The 20,410-nt window shown below is 62.2% G+C and carries 15 protein-coding genes; 2 read left to right on the top strand and 13 right to left on the bottom strand.

Annotated elements, in window-relative coordinates:
• Window positions 1-65: 65 nt before the first annotated feature.
• The 3 genes from CN933_RS22055 to CN933_RS22045 form a co-directional block, all read right to left on the bottom strand.
• Window positions 66-815 (bottom strand): FkbM family methyltransferase, encoded by a 750-nt coding sequence (locus CN933_RS22055; RefSeq protein ID WP_102762363.1) that lies wholly within the window; start codon window positions 813-815, stop codon window positions 66-68.
• An 80-nt stretch (window positions 816-895) separates the two neighbouring features.
• Window positions 896-1,360, bottom strand: coding sequence for a cyclic nucleotide-binding domain-containing protein (locus CN933_RS22050; protein ID WP_102762362.1), 465 nt, complete (start codon window positions 1,358-1,360; stop codon window positions 896-898).
• Window positions 1,361-1,455: 95 nt separating this feature from the next.
• Complete coding sequence (locus tag CN933_RS22045; protein ID WP_102762361.1) at window positions 1,456-4,167, bottom strand: ABC transporter ATP-binding protein; 2,712 nt, start codon at window positions 4,165-4,167, stop codon at window positions 1,456-1,458.
• A 272-nt stretch (window positions 4,168-4,439) separates the two neighbouring features.
• Here CN933_RS22045 and CN933_RS31590 point away from each other — a divergent pair, with 272 nt between their 5' ends.
• Window positions 4,440-5,114 carry a class I SAM-dependent methyltransferase gene (locus CN933_RS31590; protein WP_180980781.1) on the top strand — a complete coding sequence of 225 codons (675 nt, stop codon included), beginning with the start codon at window positions 4,440-4,442 and terminating at the stop codon, window positions 5,112-5,114.
• Between the two features lie 26 nt (window positions 5,115-5,140).
• Here the strand turns inward: CN933_RS31590 and CN933_RS22035 are convergent, their stop codons facing one another.
• The 9 genes from CN933_RS22035 to CN933_RS21995 form a co-directional block, all read right to left on the bottom strand.
• Entirely contained in the window at window positions 5,141-6,313 is a 1,173-nt protein-coding gene (locus tag CN933_RS22035) for a glycosyltransferase family protein (RefSeq protein WP_180980780.1), read from the bottom strand.
• Window positions 6,295-7,542 carry a glycosyltransferase family 4 protein gene (locus tag CN933_RS22030; RefSeq protein WP_102762360.1) on the bottom strand — a complete coding sequence of 416 codons (1,248 nt, stop codon included), beginning with the start codon at window positions 7,540-7,542 and terminating at the stop codon, window positions 6,295-6,297. The genes CN933_RS22035 and CN933_RS22030 overlap by 19 nt, the downstream gene beginning before the upstream one ends.
• A 6-nt stretch (window positions 7,543-7,548) precedes the next feature.
• Complete coding sequence (locus CN933_RS22025) at window positions 7,549-8,763, bottom strand: glycosyltransferase family protein (RefSeq protein WP_018097079.1); 1,215 nt, start codon at window positions 8,761-8,763, stop codon at window positions 7,549-7,551.
• A 79-nt stretch (window positions 8,764-8,842) separates the two neighbouring features.
• On the bottom strand, window positions 8,843-10,018 hold the full coding sequence (locus CN933_RS22020) for an ABC transporter permease (protein WP_018097080.1): 1,176 nt from the start codon (window positions 10,016-10,018) through the stop codon (window positions 8,843-8,845).
• On the bottom strand, window positions 10,015-11,013 hold the full coding sequence (locus tag CN933_RS22015; RefSeq protein WP_018097081.1) for an ABC transporter permease: 999 nt from the start codon (window positions 11,011-11,013) through the stop codon (window positions 10,015-10,017). Before CN933_RS22015 ends, CN933_RS22020 begins: the two co-directional genes overlap by 4 nt.
• Before the next feature lies 1 nt (window position 11,014).
• Window positions 11,015-12,916: an ABC transporter substrate-binding protein gene (locus CN933_RS22010; RefSeq protein ID WP_018097082.1), complete on the bottom strand. Its 1,902-nt coding sequence runs from the start codon at window positions 12,914-12,916 to the stop codon at window positions 11,015-11,017.
• Window positions 12,913-14,805 (bottom strand): ABC transporter ATP-binding protein, encoded by a 1,893-nt coding sequence (locus CN933_RS22005; RefSeq protein ID WP_018097083.1) that lies wholly within the window; start codon window positions 14,803-14,805, stop codon window positions 12,913-12,915. The genes CN933_RS22010 and CN933_RS22005 overlap by 4 nt, the downstream gene beginning before the upstream one ends.
• Before the next feature lie 220 nt (window positions 14,806-15,025).
• Window positions 15,026-15,994, bottom strand: coding sequence for a polysaccharide lyase family 20 protein (locus CN933_RS22000; RefSeq protein WP_102762359.1), 969 nt, complete (start codon window positions 15,992-15,994; stop codon window positions 15,026-15,028).
• Between the two features lie 8 nt (window positions 15,995-16,002).
• A complete protein-coding gene (locus CN933_RS21995) occupies window positions 16,003-17,352 on the bottom strand; it encodes an adenylate/guanylate cyclase domain-containing protein (RefSeq protein WP_102762358.1) in 1,350 nt (449 codons plus the stop codon).
• Between the two features lie 448 nt (window positions 17,353-17,800).
• Between CN933_RS21995 and CN933_RS21990 the strand changes: the two genes are divergently transcribed.
• Window positions 17,801-19,138, top strand: a complete 1,338-nt coding sequence (locus CN933_RS21990) for a nucleotide sugar dehydrogenase (RefSeq protein WP_026168815.1) — start codon at window positions 17,801-17,803, stop codon at window positions 19,136-19,138.
• Here CN933_RS21990 and CN933_RS21985 read toward each other — a convergent pair.
• A complete protein-coding gene (locus CN933_RS21985; protein ID WP_102762357.1) occupies window positions 19,128-20,330 on the bottom strand; it encodes a DUF3095 domain-containing protein in 1,203 nt (400 codons plus the stop codon). The genes CN933_RS21990 and CN933_RS21985 overlap by 11 nt on opposite strands.
• Window positions 20,331-20,410: the final 80 nt, after the last annotated feature.

The raw sequence follows: 20,410 nt of genomic DNA, 5'->3' as shown, positions 1-20,410 counted from the left end.
TCAGCCGATTGGCCCTGTCGAATCATTTTTCTCAGGAAGCTGTGGAACGATCGCCGCTCGGGCACCTACCGCGCGACGAAGAGCAGGTCGAAGCCCTTGATCTCACCTCTGGAGATCGATTTGCGTATCGCGCGCCAGAGCGCCGCCGGGTTTTCCAGGCGAAAGCCGCGCAGACTTCTTATCAGACGGAGGGTCGCCACCGCAGTCTTGGCCAGACGCAGAATGGCAGGCCCGGAGAGCGACGCTGCCAGGATCTGCGGATGCACCGCGAGAAGCACGCTCGCGGTCCTCTTCCTGTCGATCGCCCGTAACTGGTCGAGCACCTTATACTCGTAACCCTCGATATCGATCTTGAAGCAAAGCCGTTCGGTCCTCGCCATCGCCTGAAGCTCGGGAATGGTGATCGTTTTTGCCTCGATGGACATGCCGGTGTCGTCGGCGATCAGCGCAGACGTTTCGGAGCTTCCGAAACCGCCACCCACTGAATTGAGAACGAGGCATTCGTCCTGCGAGAGAGCCGCGTTGACGAGTTCGACCTCGCCGGCGTTTCCGTCCTTCATCTCGGTGAGAATGCCGAAACAAACCGGGTCGGGTTCGACAACGATGACATTGTCGGCGCTTTGCGCCGCCCAATAGGGCGTCACGCCGATCCACCCGCCGATATCGATATAGGTCGTTTTCTCGTCGACGAAGCGCGCGATATTGCGAAAGGTGCCTGGCTCCCATTGGCCCGCCTGGAGGCGGCTGAAGAAGCGTGCCTTTTCCGGCTTGTCGGGAAAGTAAACGGTTCGCTTGTGATAGGTGATCGCGCGCATCGCGCTTCTCTAGCGCATGAATTCACAAAGCGGAACCGTTTTCCGGGAAGTCGCGGGGGACAGGTACGGGTGGCCGAAACTCAGGCCTCTGCCCTATGGGCGCGGCTGCGCGCCTCCGTCAACTCGGAAGTCGTCTGGCTGAGACGGTCGGCCAGCACCCGCATGATCTCGACTGCCATTTCCGGGAAATCAGCCAACAGTTTGAGGAAATCATCCTTCCGGATCCGCAACGCTTCGAGTGCGGTGGTCGTCTTGACGGTTGCCGTACGCGGCGTGTTGCAGAGGATGGCGATTTCGCCAACGATCGAATTCTGCTCCACTTCGGCGACCTTCAGCTGTCCGCTCGGCGTCGAAACGAGCACATCCGCATTGCCCGAAAGGATCACATAGGCAGCGTCGCCGATATCCCCCTGATGAAACAGATCTTCTCCCGCACTGTACATCACCCGGTCGGAGGTGAAAGCCAGAAGCTTGAGCTTGGCAGGCGGAAGTCCGGAAAACAGCGTTATCCGGCGCAGCATTTCCACTTCATCTTTTAGGAGCATAACAGTCCGCTTCTCCGAATGCGTCGCGCTTGGTGCAAACAGGTTCTAACCCGGCCGGCGGGAACATATGCTTGCCTCCTGACAACAATATTACATCAAGATGCCAGTTCCTTGTAGTCGCTGTCTCTTGAGTGCTTTTCCACCGGTTCGTCATGCGCCAACCGTCCGTTTTCGAAATGGGCGACGCGATCGAAGAGTTCCGCCAGATCCTGATTGGCAAGGACCCACAATATAGCGGGCTTTCGCTCGCCATCCCTCAGGAAAGCGAAGGCCTTCCGGGTGATCTGATCCTGCGTGCGCTGGTCGAGCGCCAGAAGCGGCTGGTTGAAGACATAGAAATCCGAAACCCGGATCAGGGCACGCGCGAGATTGAGCTTCTGGCGCTGGCCGGACGTCAACCGCTTGCCGCCGGCGCCGACGTCGAAATCCAGCCCGAACACGAGCACCTTGTTGTAAAGCCCAAGCGACTCGAACAGGTCGCGCACGATTGCGCGTATCCGCTCGGACCCGTCCGTGTGCTTGTGCCCGATGCGGCCGAACAGCACGTTGTCAAGGATCGTCGCCGAGGCCATGTAGCGGTCCGGCTGGTAATGCTCGATGATGCCGACGAGATCGGCCGGGAGGCCGTCGCTGAACTCACGGCGTGCCTCGACGATCTTCTGCATGAGATCGTCCGTCAGGAGACCGAAGCGATGCCGCGGCTCGATATAGCCGAAACACAGGCGGATGATTCTGATGGCATCATCCTCGGACACCTCCTCGAGCGGCTTTCCCCTTACCTTCTGGAGAAGCGCCTCGTAGGCGGGGATTTCTTCGGCCGTCATGAAGGTGAGCTGCTGGAAGAACGGGTGGTCCGGCGGCAAGTCGCGGAACAGTTCCACGACGTTCTCGGCGATTTCCAGCCCCATCTCGTAGAAGGTCTCGTGCAGGCCCGCCCGCTTCAAAACGGTCTTGAAGAAGGGATGGTCTTCGAGCGCCTTCTCCCATCGGTTGCCGTCGGTGACCGTGCCGAAGAGCAGGTTTTCCCCGACGGTCGCCTCGACATTGTAGGAGCCCGGCTCGAAGAAGACGACGAGGTCGCTGAGCTTCTCGGCCTCGAGCCTTTGCCGAAGCGCGCTGCGCATCGCCACGATCTCGCCGGCGAAAGCCTCGTGCTCGGTCGGATCGATCGTTGAACGGACAGCAAGCGCCAGGACATCATTGCTCAAGAGAACGACGTCCAGCACGGCTCTGATCTTCGCGAAGAGGTCGTCCGGCCCGGTCGCGCCCGCGGCCGGGTAATCGATCCAGTCACTGTTCAGGTCGTAATGCGGATTGCCGGCGAGCTTCGCCTCCACAAGCTCCCACCTGCGTTGAGCTTCCCTGTCGCCCTCATAGGCGACCTCCGTCAACGGAGCATGCTTGAGCCCGTAGAGCAGATTGTCGCCGAGACTGCCCTGGAAGGCAAAGACGTCGGAGGAGGCGTAGGATATTCGCCTGCCCACCACCGACTCGGGCAGCTCGTGAATATCGGCGTCGCCTATGACGATCCGCCCGGTTGCGGGCCAGGTCAGCCGGCCGAAAGCCTCGGCCAGCGCCTCGCCGCCTCCGGACGTACCGCCGGTGACCGCGACCGTTTCGCCAGGCTGGATCTGCAGCGATACATGCTCCACGATCTTCGAGCCGCCGTCGTCGGCGACCGAAAGGTTGACGGCCGCCAGCGCTCCGGTGAGCGGCGTTGCCGGGTCGAGGGAAATCGCCTGCACCTTGGGGTCGATCAGCGGTTCGACGCTGAACTGTTCGACGACCTGGGCATATTTGACCTGCACATCCTGGCGCGCCTGGTCCCAATCGATCAATTCCTTCAAAGGACCCGGCAGGTCCTTGTAGGCGCCGATGACGGCGACAAGCTGGCCGATATCGAGCCGGCCCTGAAGCGCAAAATATCCGCCGATCGAATAGAACAGGAACGGCGTCACCTGGGCCAGGAAATTGTTCAGGAATTTGACCAGAAACTTCCACTGATAGAGATCGTAGCGGATCTTGAATATCCGGCCGAGCCGCGCGGCAATGTCGGCCCGCTCGAAATTGGAGGTATCGTGGGCGCGGATCGTGCCGATGCCGTCGACGATCTCGCTGACGCGCCCCGACAGCTCACGCGCCGTCAACTGACGCTCGCGGCCGAGCACCAGCAGGCGCCTGCGCATGCGCGGGATAATGATGGCCTGAACGGCGACTATGGAGGCTGCGATGATGCCCAGCCAGAAGCTCTGGAGGAGGATGAAGATCAGCGCCGTCAGAGCCTGACCGCCGAGAAGGGCGGGCTGTACGAAGGCGTCTCCGGTGAAGCCGCCCATCGGCTCCACCTCGTCCTTGATCATGGTCGAGATTTCGGCCGGCTTCACGCGCTTGAGATAGCCGGGGGGGAAGCGCAGGACCCGGTCGACGAGCTCGAAGCGGATTCGGCGCAGAAGCCGTTCGCCGAGCCGGCCCTTGTAGGTGTTGATATAGAATTTGAAGAGCCCGTTGATGATCACGAGCAGCAGGAATACCAGGCTCAAGGCCAGCAGCATGCCTTCCCTGCCGAGATCAAAACCCGAGAAGAGGTTGACCTCACCGAAGAACGGCAGGTTGAACGAAATCGGCAGGAACGGTTGAGTCGCCTCGGGGCCGTCGAAACCGGCACCCTGGATCGGTCCGTTGACGATCTGCTTCGGCAGATCGAACGACAGGAAATAGGGAACCATCGACAGCGCCACGACCAGCAATATCCAGAGCTGCTGCTTGCGGGTGTGAGTCCAAATGTAGCGGGAAAGACGTGGTTCCATGTGCCGGTAAAGAGACCTATCTGAAATTCGGGATCGCTCGGCTGTTCTGCCGGCGGACTGCAGCGCCGCAATTGCTGCCGGTCCGCCTGATCGTCAATGGGCCTGCGCTACCTCCACGAAATCGTGACTACCCGGCATGAGAGCAAAGCGATGCGCTATGTCAAGCCTCGATAGATATGCAGTACCGCTCATCTGCGCAGGCGTCTTGCCTCCACTCCTGCGGCCCACTCCGGCGCCTTGCGCTCAACTGGCCGTGAGCTTACAACAGCCGCATGACGCATGCCAGCCACTCTTCCCGCCTTCCCGAAGATTGGCGCGAAAGCGCCCATGACCTTGCCCGGGGGTTGGCTGCGTATTCCGGCAGCCGGCTCGTCGGTGGCATAGCCAGGGTCATTGCGAAGCATCCGCACGCAAACATTGCCAACGCCTTCAACCACAAGCAGGTCGACTGCAAGATGTGGGCACGCGACAAGCTCTTCGAGAGCATCGGCGCCGATTGTCGCCGGATCATCGTGCTCGGCGGCTGGTACGGCGTTCTGTCGGCCATGCTGCTCGAAGATTCGCGCTTCGACATCGAATTCGTCGTGAGCTGCGACCTCGATCCCGCGGTCGAGCCGGTGGCGCGCACGCTCAATGCAACCTTCGGCGACAGGTTCAATGCGATGACGGCCGATATGCACACGCTCGACTATCGCGCCCTGAATGCGGATCTGCTGATCAACACGAGCTGCGAGCACCTCGCCGAACTGCGGAACTGGCTGGACCTAATCCCGCGCGGCACGCACGTCCTCCTGCAATCGAACGATTATTTCAGCGAACCCACCCACATAAGCTGCGTCAGGTCGCTTGAAGAATTTCAAGCGCAGGCGCGTCTCGCGCGGATCGACTTCGCGGGAGCGCTGCCGACGAGAAGATACACGCGCTTCATGCTGATCGGCTCGGTCTAACTCCTGGAGCGGGATCCGACCTAAAATCAATGTGACCTAAATGGCTGCCTCGACAAAAGCCGCTCGCCGATGATCCTCGCCGTTCCGGCGGCTCCGTCGAGGTCGAGCGGCGGGATGGCCGGCCTCGGTCGTGCGAGCATCGCCCTCACCTTCGCGGCCAGAAGCTCGGGCGTGATCCCCTCCTCCGGCAGCACCCCGGCGAGATCGAGCTGTTCGAGCCGTGCCGCGCGCATGCTCTGTTCGGTCTCGCCGCCCGCAGTAAAGGGGATGAGGAGGCACGCGCATCCGGCACGCAGAATGTCGCACGCGGTGTTGTAGCCGGCCTGTGAAACGGATAGGCGGGCACCGCCGAGCAAGCCACCGAAATCCCGCCGGAAACGAAACAGGCTGGCGCCCTCCGGAGCCGCGGCCGCGAATGTGTCGAAATCCGCCTGCGGCAGGTTGGGACCTGTTATCAGACACCAGCGAAGCGCATTCGGCAAAAGCTTCGCGGCCTCGAGCGCCGCGCCGATCAGCTCCCTGCCGACAGCGCCTCCGCCCGCCGACACCACGATGTCGAATTTCTCGGCCGCTTCGGTCGGCGGCGGCGGGGCGACGAGGCCCGTGTAGACGACCTTGTCGCGGATTTCGTCGGCAAGGGGAAATGTTTCCTCTATACGGGCGAATCCGGGATCGCCGTGAACGAGTACGAGGTCGAAATGGTCCTTGACGAGTTCGACGGTCTCCTCGGCCCTTCCAGGCTTGACCCTCTCCTGCAGAATGTCGCGCAGCGACGTCGCCACGAGCGGCGGCCGGTCGCTCGCCGCAATTTCAGCGAGCAGCGGCAGCAGTTCGAACCGCATCTGCCGACGCCCGAAGGGGAAGGCCTCGATGATGACGACGTCCGGTTCCGCGCGTCGGAACGCCTCTATGAGCAGGTCCCGTCGGTGCTCCTGAAAAGCGGCCGTGACCGGGTTTCCGTCGCCGTCGACAAGTCCGGAAAACCCTTTGTCGCCGGCAGTCACCGCCGGCAGTGCGACGGTCTGCACGCCTTCCCCCGGAAAGCCCGGCACCGGCGTGCCGCCGGTGACCATCGTGACCTCGAACTCCCGCTCGACCAGCGCTCCGGCAATGCGGCTCGCGCGCGCCAGATGCCCGATACCGAGTAGATGCTGCACATAGAAAAAGACGCGAGGTCCGCTCAAGGGCTTCTTCTCCATTCGCTTTCGAAGAGCCCGACCAGCTGACCGACGCTGGAGTGATGGTCGAACTCGTTGCGCACGCGCCGTTCGCCGGCGGCGCCAAGTCGCCGGCGAAGCTCCGGATCGCGGATCAGCCGCTCCAGTGCCGCGGCAAGAGGCTCCGGGCTTTCCGGCGGCACCACCAGCCCGTTTTTGCCATCTTCGAGAAGTTCGGGAATGCCGGAGACTGCGGTCGAGATACAGGCAAGCCGCTGGCTGGACGCTTCCACCAGCACATTCGGCAGCCCGTCGCGGTCGCCATTGGCCGTCACCCGACAGGCCAGTGCGAAGATGTCGGCCTCACGGTAACGGTCCAAAACATCCTTTTGATCGAGCGCCCCGTGCCAGCGGATGCGATCCTCGATGCCAAGCTTTGCAGCAAGCGCCTGGAGTCCGCCGGTGAGCTCTCCCGCACCGATATGCTCGAAGCGCCAGTGGGCATCCGCAGGCAACAACGCCAGCGCCTTCAGGAGGACGTCATATCCCTTCTTGGGAACGGCGCGCCCGACGCTGACGATGCGCACAGGATCGTCGGGATCCGAGCCGTCGCGCCGGGTATGCTCGCCTTCGAAGGGCGGGAAACGATCGAGATCGAGGCCGTGATAGCTCAGATGGACCCGGGTCTGGTCCTTCGACAGGTCCCGCAGATGCTCATAGCCGCTTCGGGTGCAGGTCACCGTCCAGCGGGCCCGGTCGAGCTTGCCCGAAAGCTCCCAGTCCTCGGAGGTCCAGATGTCCTTTGCATGGGCGGAGCAAGTCCAGGGTATGCCGGTGATGATGCTGGCATAGTCCGTTACCGAGGCCGGCGTGTGAATGAAATGGGCATGCAGCCACGCGGCGTCTTCCGGCCATTCGGTGACGAGCACCAGCGCCTGGCCGAGACGGCGGAAGCGGTTGCGTGAAACGTCTCGCGCGAGGTCCCGGAGGAACGGCCCGAGCACCCGCCGGAAGCCGGGCTTCCGGACGGTCTTCACCAGCGCGCGGAGAACGCGCCACGGCTCCTCATGCAGATATTCAGGCAGGTAATGGACGGCCGCGCGTATTTCGTCGTGGACGGGGTGGCGTTTCCTGTCGGTCGGACGGCGAAGGGCGACGAGGACGAGCTCATGCCCTGCTCTTTCGAGGCCCAGCAGTTCCTGCGCAATGAACGTTTCCGAAAGGCGTGGATAACCCTTCAGCACGACGGCGATCTTCGGTTTCGGTAACACGTGTCTTCAGTTCGATCTTTTCACGACGGCCAAATGCTCCTTCGATCTGTGATCGAGCCATTCGCCGACGATGTCGGATATGTGGACGAGGCCTTCCAGCCTCAGGCCATTGGCGCGGAGCGACGGCGGTGCGCGCTGCGGCAGTGCCTTCAGGGCCGCGGCAAGGCGCAACGGCTCCTCCGCTTCCTGCGGAAGCAGCATGTCGACGAGCCCAAGTGCGGAGGCACGCTGGGCGCGGATCAATTGTTCTTCGCGTGGCTGAAGACGCGGCACGATCAGAGCAGGCTTGTCGAAAGAGAGGATCTCGCAATAGGTGTTGTAGCCGCCCATTGACACCACACCCCTGGCGCCGGCTACCAGTTCCTCCATGCGATTGTCGAACTCGATTATCTTGATGAATGGGATCTTGCTTCCCTTCTTGATCAGCTTGTTGCGCTGCTTTGCGGGCATGTAGGGGCCGAGGACGACGAGCGCGTTATGCGTGAGTTCGGGATCCTCCTGATAGGCGTGGATCACGTCATGGATGAGGTCGGATCCGTCGCCGCCGCCGCCGGTGGTGACCAGTATGTAGTCGCCTTCCGGCTTATGGCCGTGCAGTGCGTCGTGGGAAACGCTTCTTTGCAGAAAGCCGACGAAGTTCATGCGGTCGCGCACGGCAACGGGCACGTCGAGCCCGACCAGCGGATCGTAGAAATCCGGCGGCCCGTAGACCCAAATCGAGTCATAGAACTGCTCGATCTTGCGCATCGTGTCGCGTCGCTTCCATTCCTCTTCCAGGAGGTGCGGCGAGTCCATGACTTCCCTTAGGCCAAGCACCAGCCTGGTGCCGTGCGTCTTCAGGTAGGCGAGCGTATCCTCCACCTCGCCGCGCAGGCCCATCGGCTCCTTGTCGACGACGAAAATATCCGGCCGGAAGTTTTCCGCCGTCGAGCGGATGATGGACTGCCGCATTTTCAACGTTTCGTGCAGCTCGATGTGGCGGTCCAGCGAAGTATATTCGCCATTTCGGAGCTTTATGACGCTCGGAATCTTCACGAAGTCGACGCGGGCGCGATAATCGAAGGCGCCGGCGATTGTCGCGCCGGAGATGATCAGTATCTGCAGTCCGCTGTAATCTTCCACCAGGGCATGGGCGATGGCGCGACAACGTCTGAGATGGCCGAGCCCGAAGGTATCGTGGCTGTACATGAGGATGCGGGCATCCTCGAAGCGCCGTGTCATACGAAAAACCTTTCGCTCAAAAATAGAAACGTCGAAGTCTATTGCAGCGATCGCTTGCAGCCAACAGCGATACCGGGGCTTATTTGTAGGGATCGGCGGCGTCGCGCAACCCGTCTCCCAGGAAGTTGAACGCCAATATCACAAGAATGACCGGGATCGTGGGGAAAAGCAGCCACGGATAGAAGGCAATGACGCTGACGCTCTTTGCCTCGGTGAGCAGGATGCCCCAGCTGGTTATCGGAGGACGCAGGCCGAGACCGAGGAAGCTCAAAGCCGTTTCTCCAAGGATCATGCCGGGTATGGAGATCGTTGCCGTGGCGATGAGATGGGACATGAAGCCCGGAACGAGGTGGCGCCCTATGATGCGTCCGCTTTTGGCGCCCATCAACTGCGCGGCAAGGACATAGTCTTCCTCCCTGAGCGCCAGCAGCTTCGAGCGCACGGCGCGCGCAAGGCCGGTCCAGTCGAGAAGGCCCAGGATGACGGTTATACCCAGATAAATGAGAAGCGGGCTCCATGTCGCCGGCATGATCGCCGCCAGGGAAAGCCAGAGCGGAATGCTCGGTATCGACTGCAGGACTTCGATCAGTCTCTGAACCACAAGGTCGAAGATCCCGCCATGATATCCGGCAAGCCCGCCGATGACGATGCCGAGAACGAAGCTGACGGTGATGCCGAGAAGTCCGATCGTCAGCGATATCCGCGCGCCGTAGATGATCCGCGACAGCACGTCGCGACCGAGACGGTCCGTGCCCAGGAGGAAAAGCTGCCCTCCCTCCGCCGGGCAAACCAGATGCAGATTGCTTTCGAACAAACCCCAGAAACGGTAGTCGTCCCCGCGGCAGAAGAACCGGATCCGCTCGACGGCCGTCGTATCGTCCGTGTAGTTGCGCTTCAGCGTATCCATGTCCAGCGTCATCGTCCGGCCGTAGACGAAGGGGCCGACGAATTCACCCTCATGGAAAAAGCGAACGCTCTGCGGCGGCGCATAGATGAAATCGACATTGCGTGTATGCAGGTCGTAGGGCGCGAGAAACTCGCAGATCAGGATCATCCCGTAGAGCATCGCGAGGAAGATGCCCGAGACGAGCGCGACCTTGTGGCGCTTGAACTTCCACCACATCAGACGCAGCTGCGATGCCTGGTTCACCCGCACCTGCTCCTCGGTCATCACCTCCACGGAATAGGGGTCGAAGGGCGCGGTCGAAACGTAGTGCGGAAGGGGCTCGCCGGGCGCCGGGATCGGTGACGTCACTTTGTGCTCCTGCCTTGCAGACGAATTCGAGGATCGAGGACGGCGAGCGCCAGATCGGAAACCAGCACTCCGATCACGGTGAGGAACGCGAGGAACATCAGGAACGACCCGGCGAGATACATGTCCTGGCTCTGCAGCGCCTTGATCAGCATCGGTCCGGTGGTTTCGAGGGACAGCACGATTGCCGTGATTTCCGCACCCGAAATGATCGCCGGCAGGATCGACCCGATGTCCGAAATGAAGAAATTGAGCGCCATGCGCAGCGGATATTTGAGCAGGGTTCGCGTGGGCGAAAGCCCCTTGGCGCGGGCGGTCACGACATATTGCTTCTGGAGTTCGTCGAGCAGATTGGCCCTGAGGCGCCGGATCATGCCGGCAGTGCCGGCCGCACCGACGATGATGACCGGGATCCAGATATGCTCCAGTATCGACTTCGCCTTCTCCCAACTCATCGGCTCGGAAAGATACTTCTGGTCCATCAAATGGCCGATCGAAGTTCCGAACCAGATATTGGCGAAATACATGAGGACCAGGGCGAGCATGAAATTCGGGATTGCGATGCCGATGAGTCCGATCAGCGACAGGCCGTAGTCGCCCCAGCTGTACTGGTGCGTGGCAGCATAGAGGCCGATCGGAAATGCGATGATCCAGGTGAAGATGATGGTGACGAAGGAGACCAGGACCGTGAGCCACAGGCGCTCGCCGACGACCTCGCTCACCGGCAATTCATATTCGAAGGAATAACCGAAATCGCCCTGGAGCATCCCCGCGACCCAGTGGACATAGCGCAGGATCGGCGGCTGGTCGAAGCCGTACTGCTTACGCAGCGCCTCGATCTGTTCCATGTTGACGCCCTCGCCCTGCGCCCTGATCTCGGCAATGTAGCTTTCGAAATAGTCGCCCGGGGGCAGTTCGATGATGGCGAAGACGAGCGCGGAGATGATGAGGAGCGTCGGGACCATGACTGCGATGCGCCAGAGAATGTACCGCAGCATCTCAGTCGTCCTGTTCCAGCCAGAAGGTGTCGGGCTTGTAGGCGCCGAAGTAGCTCGTCGGGTCGAAACCGTACAACCCTTCATCGGGGAAATTGCGCAGCTTCTTCGTGACGAGGATCGGCTGCAGCGAGCTGTTGACCAGCCCGATAGAGAAGACCTGGTCCGTGTAGATGGACAACATCTGTCTCCAGATGTCGGCCCGCTCGGCATCGTCCGCGGAATGCCTCCAGCGCTTGAGCAGGTCGAGGAGCTCGACGACCGGGGGAAGGTCGGGTGCCTCGCCCATTTCGCCATGGGACATATAGTTCAATCCCCAGACGGGCCACTGCAGCTGGTCGTCCGTGGTCGGTGCAAGCTGGCTGGGGCTCATGTCCGCGGTCGGCACGCCGTTGTCGAGACCGAACCACATCGACATGATGATCTCGCCGCCGACAGCGCGGCTGCGGAAGGTGTCGCGCTGCGAGGTGCGAATGAAGAGCGAAATGCCGACCTCACGCCAGTAATCGGTTATGAGCTGCAGTACATCGGTATCGAGCGTGCTTTCGCCGGCCGTCTCTACGACGATCTGCGCCTTTCGGCCGTCGGGAAGAATACGGATTCCGTCGCCGCCGCGCTTGGCCAGTCCGGCCGCGTCGAGCAGCGCGTTCGCCTGTTCCGGATCATGGGCGATCCAGGCATTCGCGAATTCGGGCCGGAAGAGAGGACTTTCAGGCAGCACAGTGTCGGCGCTTTCCTTCGTCAGCCCATAAAAGGCGGCCATGTTGATTTCGCGACGGTCGATTGCAAGCGACAGCGCACGACGGACGCGCACGTCCCTGAGCAGCGGCCGCCACACCGGGTCGGCAGAGTTGAGGTTCGGCAGCAGCGCCAGGCGTGACCCCGACGTCTTCTTCCAGAGCTTTACCTCGACCGGGTGCCGCTTCTCCGCATCTTTGAGATAGGTATAGTCAACGAAATCGACCCCATAGGCCTGCAGGTCGCTTTCGCCCGTGCCGGCCTTCGCCGGAATGAGCGAGGACGAACTGACGCTGAGCACGAACCGGTCGATATAAGGCAGTTGCAAGCCGTTTTCGTCCACCCGATGGTAATAGGGATTGCGTTCGAACACGAACTGTTCGGCCGGCAGGGGCGTGGTGTTGCGCCACGGGTCGAGGGTCGGCAAATCCGGATTTTCGGGCCGGTAAGAGCGCGCCATCCGCATGTGCAGCTGGCTCCACTTCTTGACCCGCTGTTCTTTCAGGAACGTCTTCAGCTTGTCCTCGTCCTGATATTTTGTGTGGAACTGCTTCAAATAGGCCGAGGGCATGACGACGACCAGCGGCTGTGGTGCGGCGAGTTCCTGCAGGAAAACCGGGTTCGGCATCGGCCAGGAATAACGAACCGTTCGCTCATCGACGATTTCGAACTTAGGCGCCTGCCCGTCCATGACCATCGCCGGCGGCAGGCCGGCCGGGGTCAGATTCTCGTTGAGGAGCACGTCTTCGAAGCAGTAGCGGAAGTCCTCGGCGGTCAACGGCGTGCCGTCCGACCACTTGTGACCCTCGCGCAGATGAAAGGTGAAGATACGATCCTCGACCGTCTCGTAGCTTTCGAGAATGTCGGGCTGGAGATTGAGCTTCTCGTCGTAGCCGACCAGGCGGGTATAGCCGTAGATCGTCATCAGGCGAATGTCCTTCGCACTGCCGATCAGGCTCCGGATCGTGCCGCCGTGGCGGCCGGCCTTTCGTCCCATCGCCGCGACATCGATCACCCTTGGCGTCTTCGGCAATCGTTCGCCGACCGGCGGAAGCTTGCCTTCCTGAACGAGGGCGGCGAGCGCATCGGTTCCGCCTGCGGCCGCGAGCATTGCTTTTGGAAAGGCAGCCGAAGCGAGAATGCCAAGCGCGGTTCTTCGGGTGATCATCGGCGTAACTCCCTGGCATCCACCGATTTGCGGGCGAGGACATAGTGCCCGCCACCGAGATCGGCGGGAATAAGAGCACCGTTCTCGCCGCCGTCGGAAAATTGCGCGCCCCAGCGCTCCTGGTCCGATCCGCCGCTCGCCTGAAGGGAATCGAAGTCGAGCTTACGGTCGAGGTCGGGATAGGGAACGGCGGCGAGGAGCGACTTCGTGTAGGGGTGGACCGGATTGCGCATCAGCACCTCGCGCGGCGCCAGCTCCACGATCCGGCCCGCGCACATGACCGCGATCCGGTCGGCCATGTAGTCGACGACCGCGAGGTTGTGCGAGATGAACAGCATCGTCAGGCCGAGCTCTTTCTGCAAGTCCTTGAGAAGGTTCAGGATCTGTGCCTGCACAGAAACATCGAGCGCAGAAACGGGTTCATCGCAGATCAGAAGCTGCGGCACGAGCGCGAGCGCCCGGGCGATCCCGATGCGCTGCCGTTGGCCGCCGGAGAAGCTGTGGGGATAGCGATTGATGAAGCGCTGGTCGAGCCCCACCGCCTGCAAAAGGGAGCGAACGTGTTCCTCACGCGATTTCGGCGTCCCTCGGCCGTGAATCTCCAGCGGCTCGCTGAGGATGTTCTTCACCGTCATGCGCGGCGAAAGCGACGAGACGGGATCCTGGAAGACCATCTGGATCTTCGCCCGCAAAGCCTTGAGTTCCCCGCCGTCGAGCTTAAGGACGTCGAGCGCGCCCTCCCCGTCGTCGAAGGTAATCGTGCCCCTGTCAGGCGTCACGGCCCGCATCAGGATCTTGCTCACGGTCGTCTTGCCGCAGCCGCTTTCGCCGACGAGCCCGAGGCATTCACCGCGGCGGATGTCGAAGCTGACATTGTCGACAGCGCGATGCCGATATGCAGTGCCGCTGCCGAACCAGCCGGAGCTGCGCGTGGAAAACGTCTTCGAAAGGTTGCGGACGGACACGAGGACATTGGGACCCGCGGCTTTCTTGACTTCGCGGTCGCCGACGATCGCGCCGGCCTTCACCGGCACCTCGCGCAACGCCTTCAGCCGCTCGCCCGGTTTCATGTCGAAGTGCGGCACGGCAGCCATCAAACCCTTGAGATAGGGATGCCGGGGATTACGGAAGATCGCATCCACAGGTCCTGCCTCGACGATCTCGCCGTGGTAGATAACGACCACCTCGTCGGCCATGTTGGCAACGACCCCGAGGTCGTGGGTGATCAGAAGCATGGCCATGTTGAGCTTGCTTTGAAGCTCGCGCAAAAGCTGCAATATTTGCGCCTGAACCGTCACGTCGAGGGCCGTCGTCGGTTCGTCCGCGATGAGCAGCGCCGGTCGGCAGATCAGCGCCATCGCGATCATCGCGCGCTGTCGCATGCCGCCGGAAAGTTCGAAGGGATACATGTCGTAGGCCCGCTTCGGATCGGAAAAGCCGACATAGCCGAGCAGTTCCTCCGTCCTCTCGCGGCGCCCTGCCTTGTCGGTATCCGTATGGATCTTCAGCACTTCCGAGATCTGGTTGCCGATCGTGTGAAGCGGCGACAGCGAGGTCATCGGCTCCTGGAAGATCTTGCTGATGCGTGCGCCGCGGATCTCCTGGATATCGCGCCCGTCCGTATCCAGCGAAAGCAGGTCGACGCCCTTTGCCTCGGCTTCGGGATCGTTGAACAACACCCGGCCGCCGACGCTTGCCACGCTCGGCAGGATGCCCATGATCGCCTGGCTGATGGCCGACTTGCCGGACCCGGATTCGCCGACAAGCGCGGTCACCCTTCCGGGCAGAATTCTGAAATTCGCTCCCCGAACGGCTTCGACCTCGCCGCCCAGCACCGAGAATGTGATCCGCAGACCCTCAACTCGCAGCAGGTCCGCTCCTGACGTCATCGCAGCACGCTTCCCTCAATACCCCTCCTGCACAATTCCAACTCGAGGCCGCCCCCAAAATAAAATCATGCAGCCACTTCCTGCAGCGCCGCGCGTCTGACCCCGCGTGCAAAGCTCGCCCCGCCGGAGGCACCGTAACTTTTTGCCACTCAAAAACAGTAGCCTAGGTTAAACGGGCTGTCCAGCAGGCCACCGGAAGGTCAGTAAGCGTGGAGCGGCATTAAGAGAACGGGCAGCTGCCGTTGGTCAGGACGTCCTCGCAGCGCGGGGAACGCCGGAAATCGTCGTAATAGAGCGTCCAATCGGTCGTATCGGCGGCGCGATAAGGTCCGAACTTGAAGTACTGGTTCTCACCGAGACCCTTGTCCGCATGGCCCACATGGCCTTTGACGGAGACGATCGGCTGGCCGTTGGCAAAGAGCTCTATATGGCCCGTGCCGTCGGGACCGGGTTTCGTGAAGACGACGAAATCGATCCAGCCGGACTTCGGATCCGGCAAGGGATTGCCATGGTTGGTAATGGTGATCCCGTCCGTGCATGAATTGAAGAGGCTGCCGTCTTCCGGCTTCCAGTTGCCGTCGGTCGCCACCAGCATGCGCATCTGGTTGACTTCCGGACGGAGCCAGACCGGCGCCTGGCCTGGGGCGCAACGCGCCGCTACGCCATCAGGGCCGGCGGTGACCGGAGGCAGATCGTTGGTTTCGACCGTGGCGAAGAGCTTTCCAAAATTCATGCGCAGCGCCAGAAAGGGGCTGAAGTCGCCCTCGGCACCGGGATCGATCTCTCGCTTCCACTGTGCGATGAGATAGCGGTGGTCGTCGCTCGGCACCGGATCGTCGAACTTGACCGAGAAGCCGTACCAGACCCCCTTGTCGTAGGGCACCCGCAACTCAGTCTTTTCCCAGATCTCCGCGCGTTCGCTGCAGCCGTCGTGATCCGCCGGGCAATTCGGCACGATGCTAAGCTTCAGCCCGCCGTTGCCTGTGCGTTTGACGGCGCTCTGGAACTCGTATGTGCCGGCGCTCTGCTCGAAATTCTTGCGATAGTAGAGCCCCCCTTCAGGCGCGAAATCCGTGCCCTCGAAACCATCGAACAATTTCCGTTCGTAGACTGCCGGCTCCTCCGCCGACTGGGCATACGTGAGACTCGGCAAGGCAATCGCCGCGGCCAGCAGAGCTATACGAAACATCGGTCCCCTCATTGCAGCATCTTGTCGATCAGACCGCGCGGGCCGGGCGGCCGCTTCTTGTTGCGGTAGAGCAACATGACATGCTCCGCCTCGGAAAGTCCATCCTCGGTTGCATCATATGCCCGCTCCTGCGCGATTTCGGCAAGTGCGGTATCCCGCGGGTAGAGGACCGTGAACTTCTGACGAACCCCGCGCAGTTTCTCCTGCCCGAGCGTTTGCCATTCCCCGCCGCAATAATTCACGAAGGCCTCGCTCGCGACGACGTTGTGGGCATATTTCTTCGTCAGATTCTGCAGCCGCTGTACCTCGTTCACCGCAGAGCCGAACACCGAGAAGGTCAGCCGGTCGCGCAGGCCGACATTGCCGAACATGACGTTCCCGACATGCAGGGCGATGCCGTAGCCGATCGGGTCGCGGCCCTGCGTCCTGCGTTCCGCGTTGAGGGCGGCCATGCGCGCCGTCGCCGCGCCCACGGCGGCGAATGCCTCGCGGCTGGCCATCTCCGACGGCTCCTTGTGCCGGCCGCAGGGATAAACGCCGATGAAGCCGTCGCCGATGAAGCTCAGTATCTGTCCGCCGTTGCGGTTGAAGGGCGTGGCGATCGCGTCGAAGAATCCGTTCAACGACTCGATATAGGCCTGCCGGCCTTCCTTTTCGGCAAGCATCGTCGACTGGCGCATATCCGCCATGACGAGAACTGCGCGTACCGTCTCGCCGTCGCCCCGCCGGACCTGGCCGCTCATCACGCGCCGCCCGGCATTGGCGCCAAGATAGGTGGTCAGCATGTTGTCGGCGAGCTTGCCGAGCACGGCCACTTTGGCAGCGATCGCCAGATGGTTCTGAAGTCTGAGAAGGGCTGCGATGACGTCGTCGCTGAAACCACCCTGACGGTCCGTCGTCCACGAGCCGACCATTCCGTGTTCGGATTCGGCTCCAAGAGGTTGCATGAAGGCTATGTAGTCGGTCGCTCCCTGCTCCTTCAGCTCGTCCAGAATCGGAAACTCCGAGGGCAAGGCGGGATCGATCCGGCGCCTGACATGATCGAGATTGTTGCTGAGAAGGTAATAATACGGGCTGTGCAGGAATCGCTCGGGATTGAGCGCCAATTCCTCATGGCGCAGACCGCTCACCTCGACACCCTGACCTCGCCACCAGGTGAAGCCGAGGGCGTCGTAAAGCGGGTGAAGCATCGAGAAAGACAGATGGACGCGCATGAGCGGCAGGCCCGCCGCCGCCAACCGCTCGCAGAAACCGCGCACGATGGTTTCGAGTGTTTCGTCGCTGAGCGAGGTTCGCATGAGCCAGTCGGCGACCTTGTCCAGGAGGATTTGGGAAACGTTGTCGTTGATCGGGCTCATGCCATGTCCTCATCGTCGCGGCAACGGTCGCCACCGGCGCCGACCGCGAAGCAGCGATCGCTCGCTCGCGGTAGCACTGAAGTGGGTACCCGTCAGTGAAAGAAGGCTCCCGCCGCCTCCCGCGGCCGTTCGTGCAGCGATCGGGTCACCGCTGCGCTCCTGCAGATATTCACCGGGGAGCACATTTTCCAGAGACCACGAGCGATTTTTGATCGTTGCCGGATCGTACACGCAACAAGCCTGCGCATTGCACCCTGAAATTGCTGGGGTCCCTCACGACCGCATGCCTGCCCGGGCCAGACAAAACGACGCAGGCCTTGAGGCGCGCGGCTTCGCTGACGGCGCGCCGCGCTTGACTTGCGGCGGCTTTCCCGCCAACAAAACGGCACCGGGCTCCGCAGCCGGATCGCTGAAGCGGCCCTCCCGGCAACAGAACTGGAAGCCAATCTTGACCTCTGCGCATCACGACAGGCTGCTCGAATCGATCTCCGACCGCACCGCCCGCGTCGGCGTCATCGGCCTCGGCTATGTCGGCCTGCCGCTTGCCGTCGCAATCGCGCGCTCCGGCTTCCATGTCACCGGTTTCGACATAGACCCGGGCAAGATCGTCGCGCTCGACGCCGGGAGCTCCTATATCGAAGCGGTTTCGGACGCGGCGCTTGCCCGCGAAGCCGGCGCCGGGCGGTTCCGCTCCACGACCGACTTTTCGGACCTTGGCATTTGCGACGTCATCATCATCTGCGTGCCGACGCCGCTCACCAGGCACCGCGATCCCGACCTCTCCTTCGTGGAGAATACGTCGCGCGAGATCGCTGACCGCTTGCGGCCGGGTCAGCTCGTCGTTCTGGAATCGACCACCTATCCCGGCACCACCGACGGTATCGTGCGCTCCATCCTGGAGGAAACGGGGCTCAAGTCCGGCGCCGACTTCTTCATCGGATTCTCGCCGGAGCGGGAAGACCCGGGCAATCGCGCTTACGAGACCACGAGCATCCCCAAGGTCGTGGCCGGAGACGGCCCAATGGCGGCAACGCTGATGGAGCGGTTCTATGCCGCCGTGGTCACGACGGTGGTTCCGGTTTCGTCCAACGCGACCGCAGAGGCGGTGAAACTGACCGAGAATATCTTCCGCGCCGTCAACATCGCCCTCGTGAACGAACTCAAGGTCGTCTACGAGGCGATGGGCATCGATGTCTGGGAGGTGATCGATGCCGCCAAGACCAAGCCCTTCGGCTACATGCCCTTCTATCCGGGACCCGGGCTCGGCGGCCACTGCATTCCAATCGATCCGTTTTATCTGACATGGAAATCCCGGGAGTACGAGCTGCCGACGCGCTTCATCGAGCTCGCCGGGGAGATCAATTCGGCAATGCCCCGTCACGTTGTGGCAAGGCTGGCCGAGGCGCTCGACCGGCGGGAGGGCAAGGCGCTCAGCCGCTCGGCGGTGCTCGTCATCGGCCTCGCCTACAAGAAGAATGTTCCGGACATTCGTGAAAGCCCCTCCCTGAAGCTGATAGAGCTCATCGAGGAGCGTGGCGGCAGGGCCGCCTTCTACGACCCCCATGTGGATGAAATTCCCTCGACCCGAGAACACATGGCCTTGAAGGGCCGGCGGTCGGTCGTCTTCGACCAAGCGACGGTTCGCGGCTTCGATGCCGTGCTTATCGCGACCGACCACGACGCGGTGGACTATGCCGCGCTTGCCGACTGGGCGCCGCTGATCGTCGACACGCGCAACGTCTTCGCGCGCCACGGCCTTGCTGCCGAGCACATCGTCAAGGCTTGACCCTGGGGGGAATATCCCCGACGCGTGACAGGTCCCCTTCGGAAAGACCGGCCTTCAGGTTCCGGGCGGCCACTGCGTAGCCGCCGGCCGCACCGTCGATGAAGTGCATGTGGTCCCTGCTCATCGGGCTCGGAACGATGCACGTCATCAGCGCCGAATCCTGCCGGTGAAGCCCGTAGCGGCATATGCCCGCCGCCGCGCCCTGCGTCAGCCGTTCCTCGATACGGCGCAGCCGCTCGAGACTGACGTCGATCGTCATCTTCAGCGCGTCGTCGAACTTGCGGAAGTCCGAATTGCTGGCGAGGTCGCGCGCGTATCGCTTGACGTCGAACGGTCCGAAATTGATGCCGAGCCTGAAACAGAGAAACAGTGCAAGGCTCTGCGCCGCAACGAAGGACCAGGCGAGGAAGCGCCGGCCCCTCGGCGCGACGGCGCGCGATTCCACCGTAATGCCGCGCACGGAAAGGTGCGGCTCGGGTCCTTTTTCCGGTACCGGGTGCCCGCCTCGCTCCTCCCCCTCGGCCAGGGACACGATGTCGCCGATCAGCGCCTGGTATTCGGGACCGATGCCGCGCTCCCCCGGCACCGCGATAATGGAGACGATCGCTCCGTGGTGCGAGACGATCGGATTCCAGCGGCATGACAATCCTGTCAGGTCGGGTCTCGTGCCGGGCGGCGCGGCCTCGATCTGGTAGCGGCCCGCCTTCATTTCCGCTTCCGCCCAACTGGCACCACCGCCGGAAAACATGGCGTAGGAGACCTCCTCGCTCGCCTTGAAGCGGGCGACACGCATGTCGAACCCGCTGGCGCGCACGTCGGATACCGGGACGATTGCGGCGCGAAGCTCAAGGCCCAGTTCCTCCGCCACCCATGTCTTGGCCGCGGCGAGCACGTCCTTCGCTTTTGCCGCCAGCGTTCCGGGCACGGCGGCGAGCGCCCCGTCACCGCCGAAGACGAAGGCGAGGTTTTTCTCGTCGAGCCCGTTCATGAGCGCCGAGATGACGCTCGCGCCCGCCATGTTCACGCTTTTGTATCGCCCTTCGGCGATCGCTCCCGTCGAATTGACGATATCGGCAACGGCGAGCCACCAGCCGTCGGGCAAGGGCCGGTAGTTGGCCTCGTCGGCGACCCCTTCGAATGCCTCGAAAAGAGGAAGGCCCGCATAAAATTCCCTGTCGGCCGGCTGCACCATCGTTGCCAAACTCCTAGAGGCGACATCTGTTGCTGATTTCCAGGCTGGAGCGATTTTCAGCCGATTACGACGGATAAAGC

It is taken from the genome of Sinorhizobium sp. M4_45 (assembly GCF_002885915.1).
In the GTDB taxonomy this organism is placed as follows: Bacteria; Pseudomonadota; Alphaproteobacteria; order Rhizobiales; family Rhizobiaceae; genus Sinorhizobium; species Sinorhizobium meliloti_A.
The sequence above is the reverse complement of the archived record's forward strand: the minus strand, read 5'-3'. Positions and strand labels throughout refer to the sequence as shown.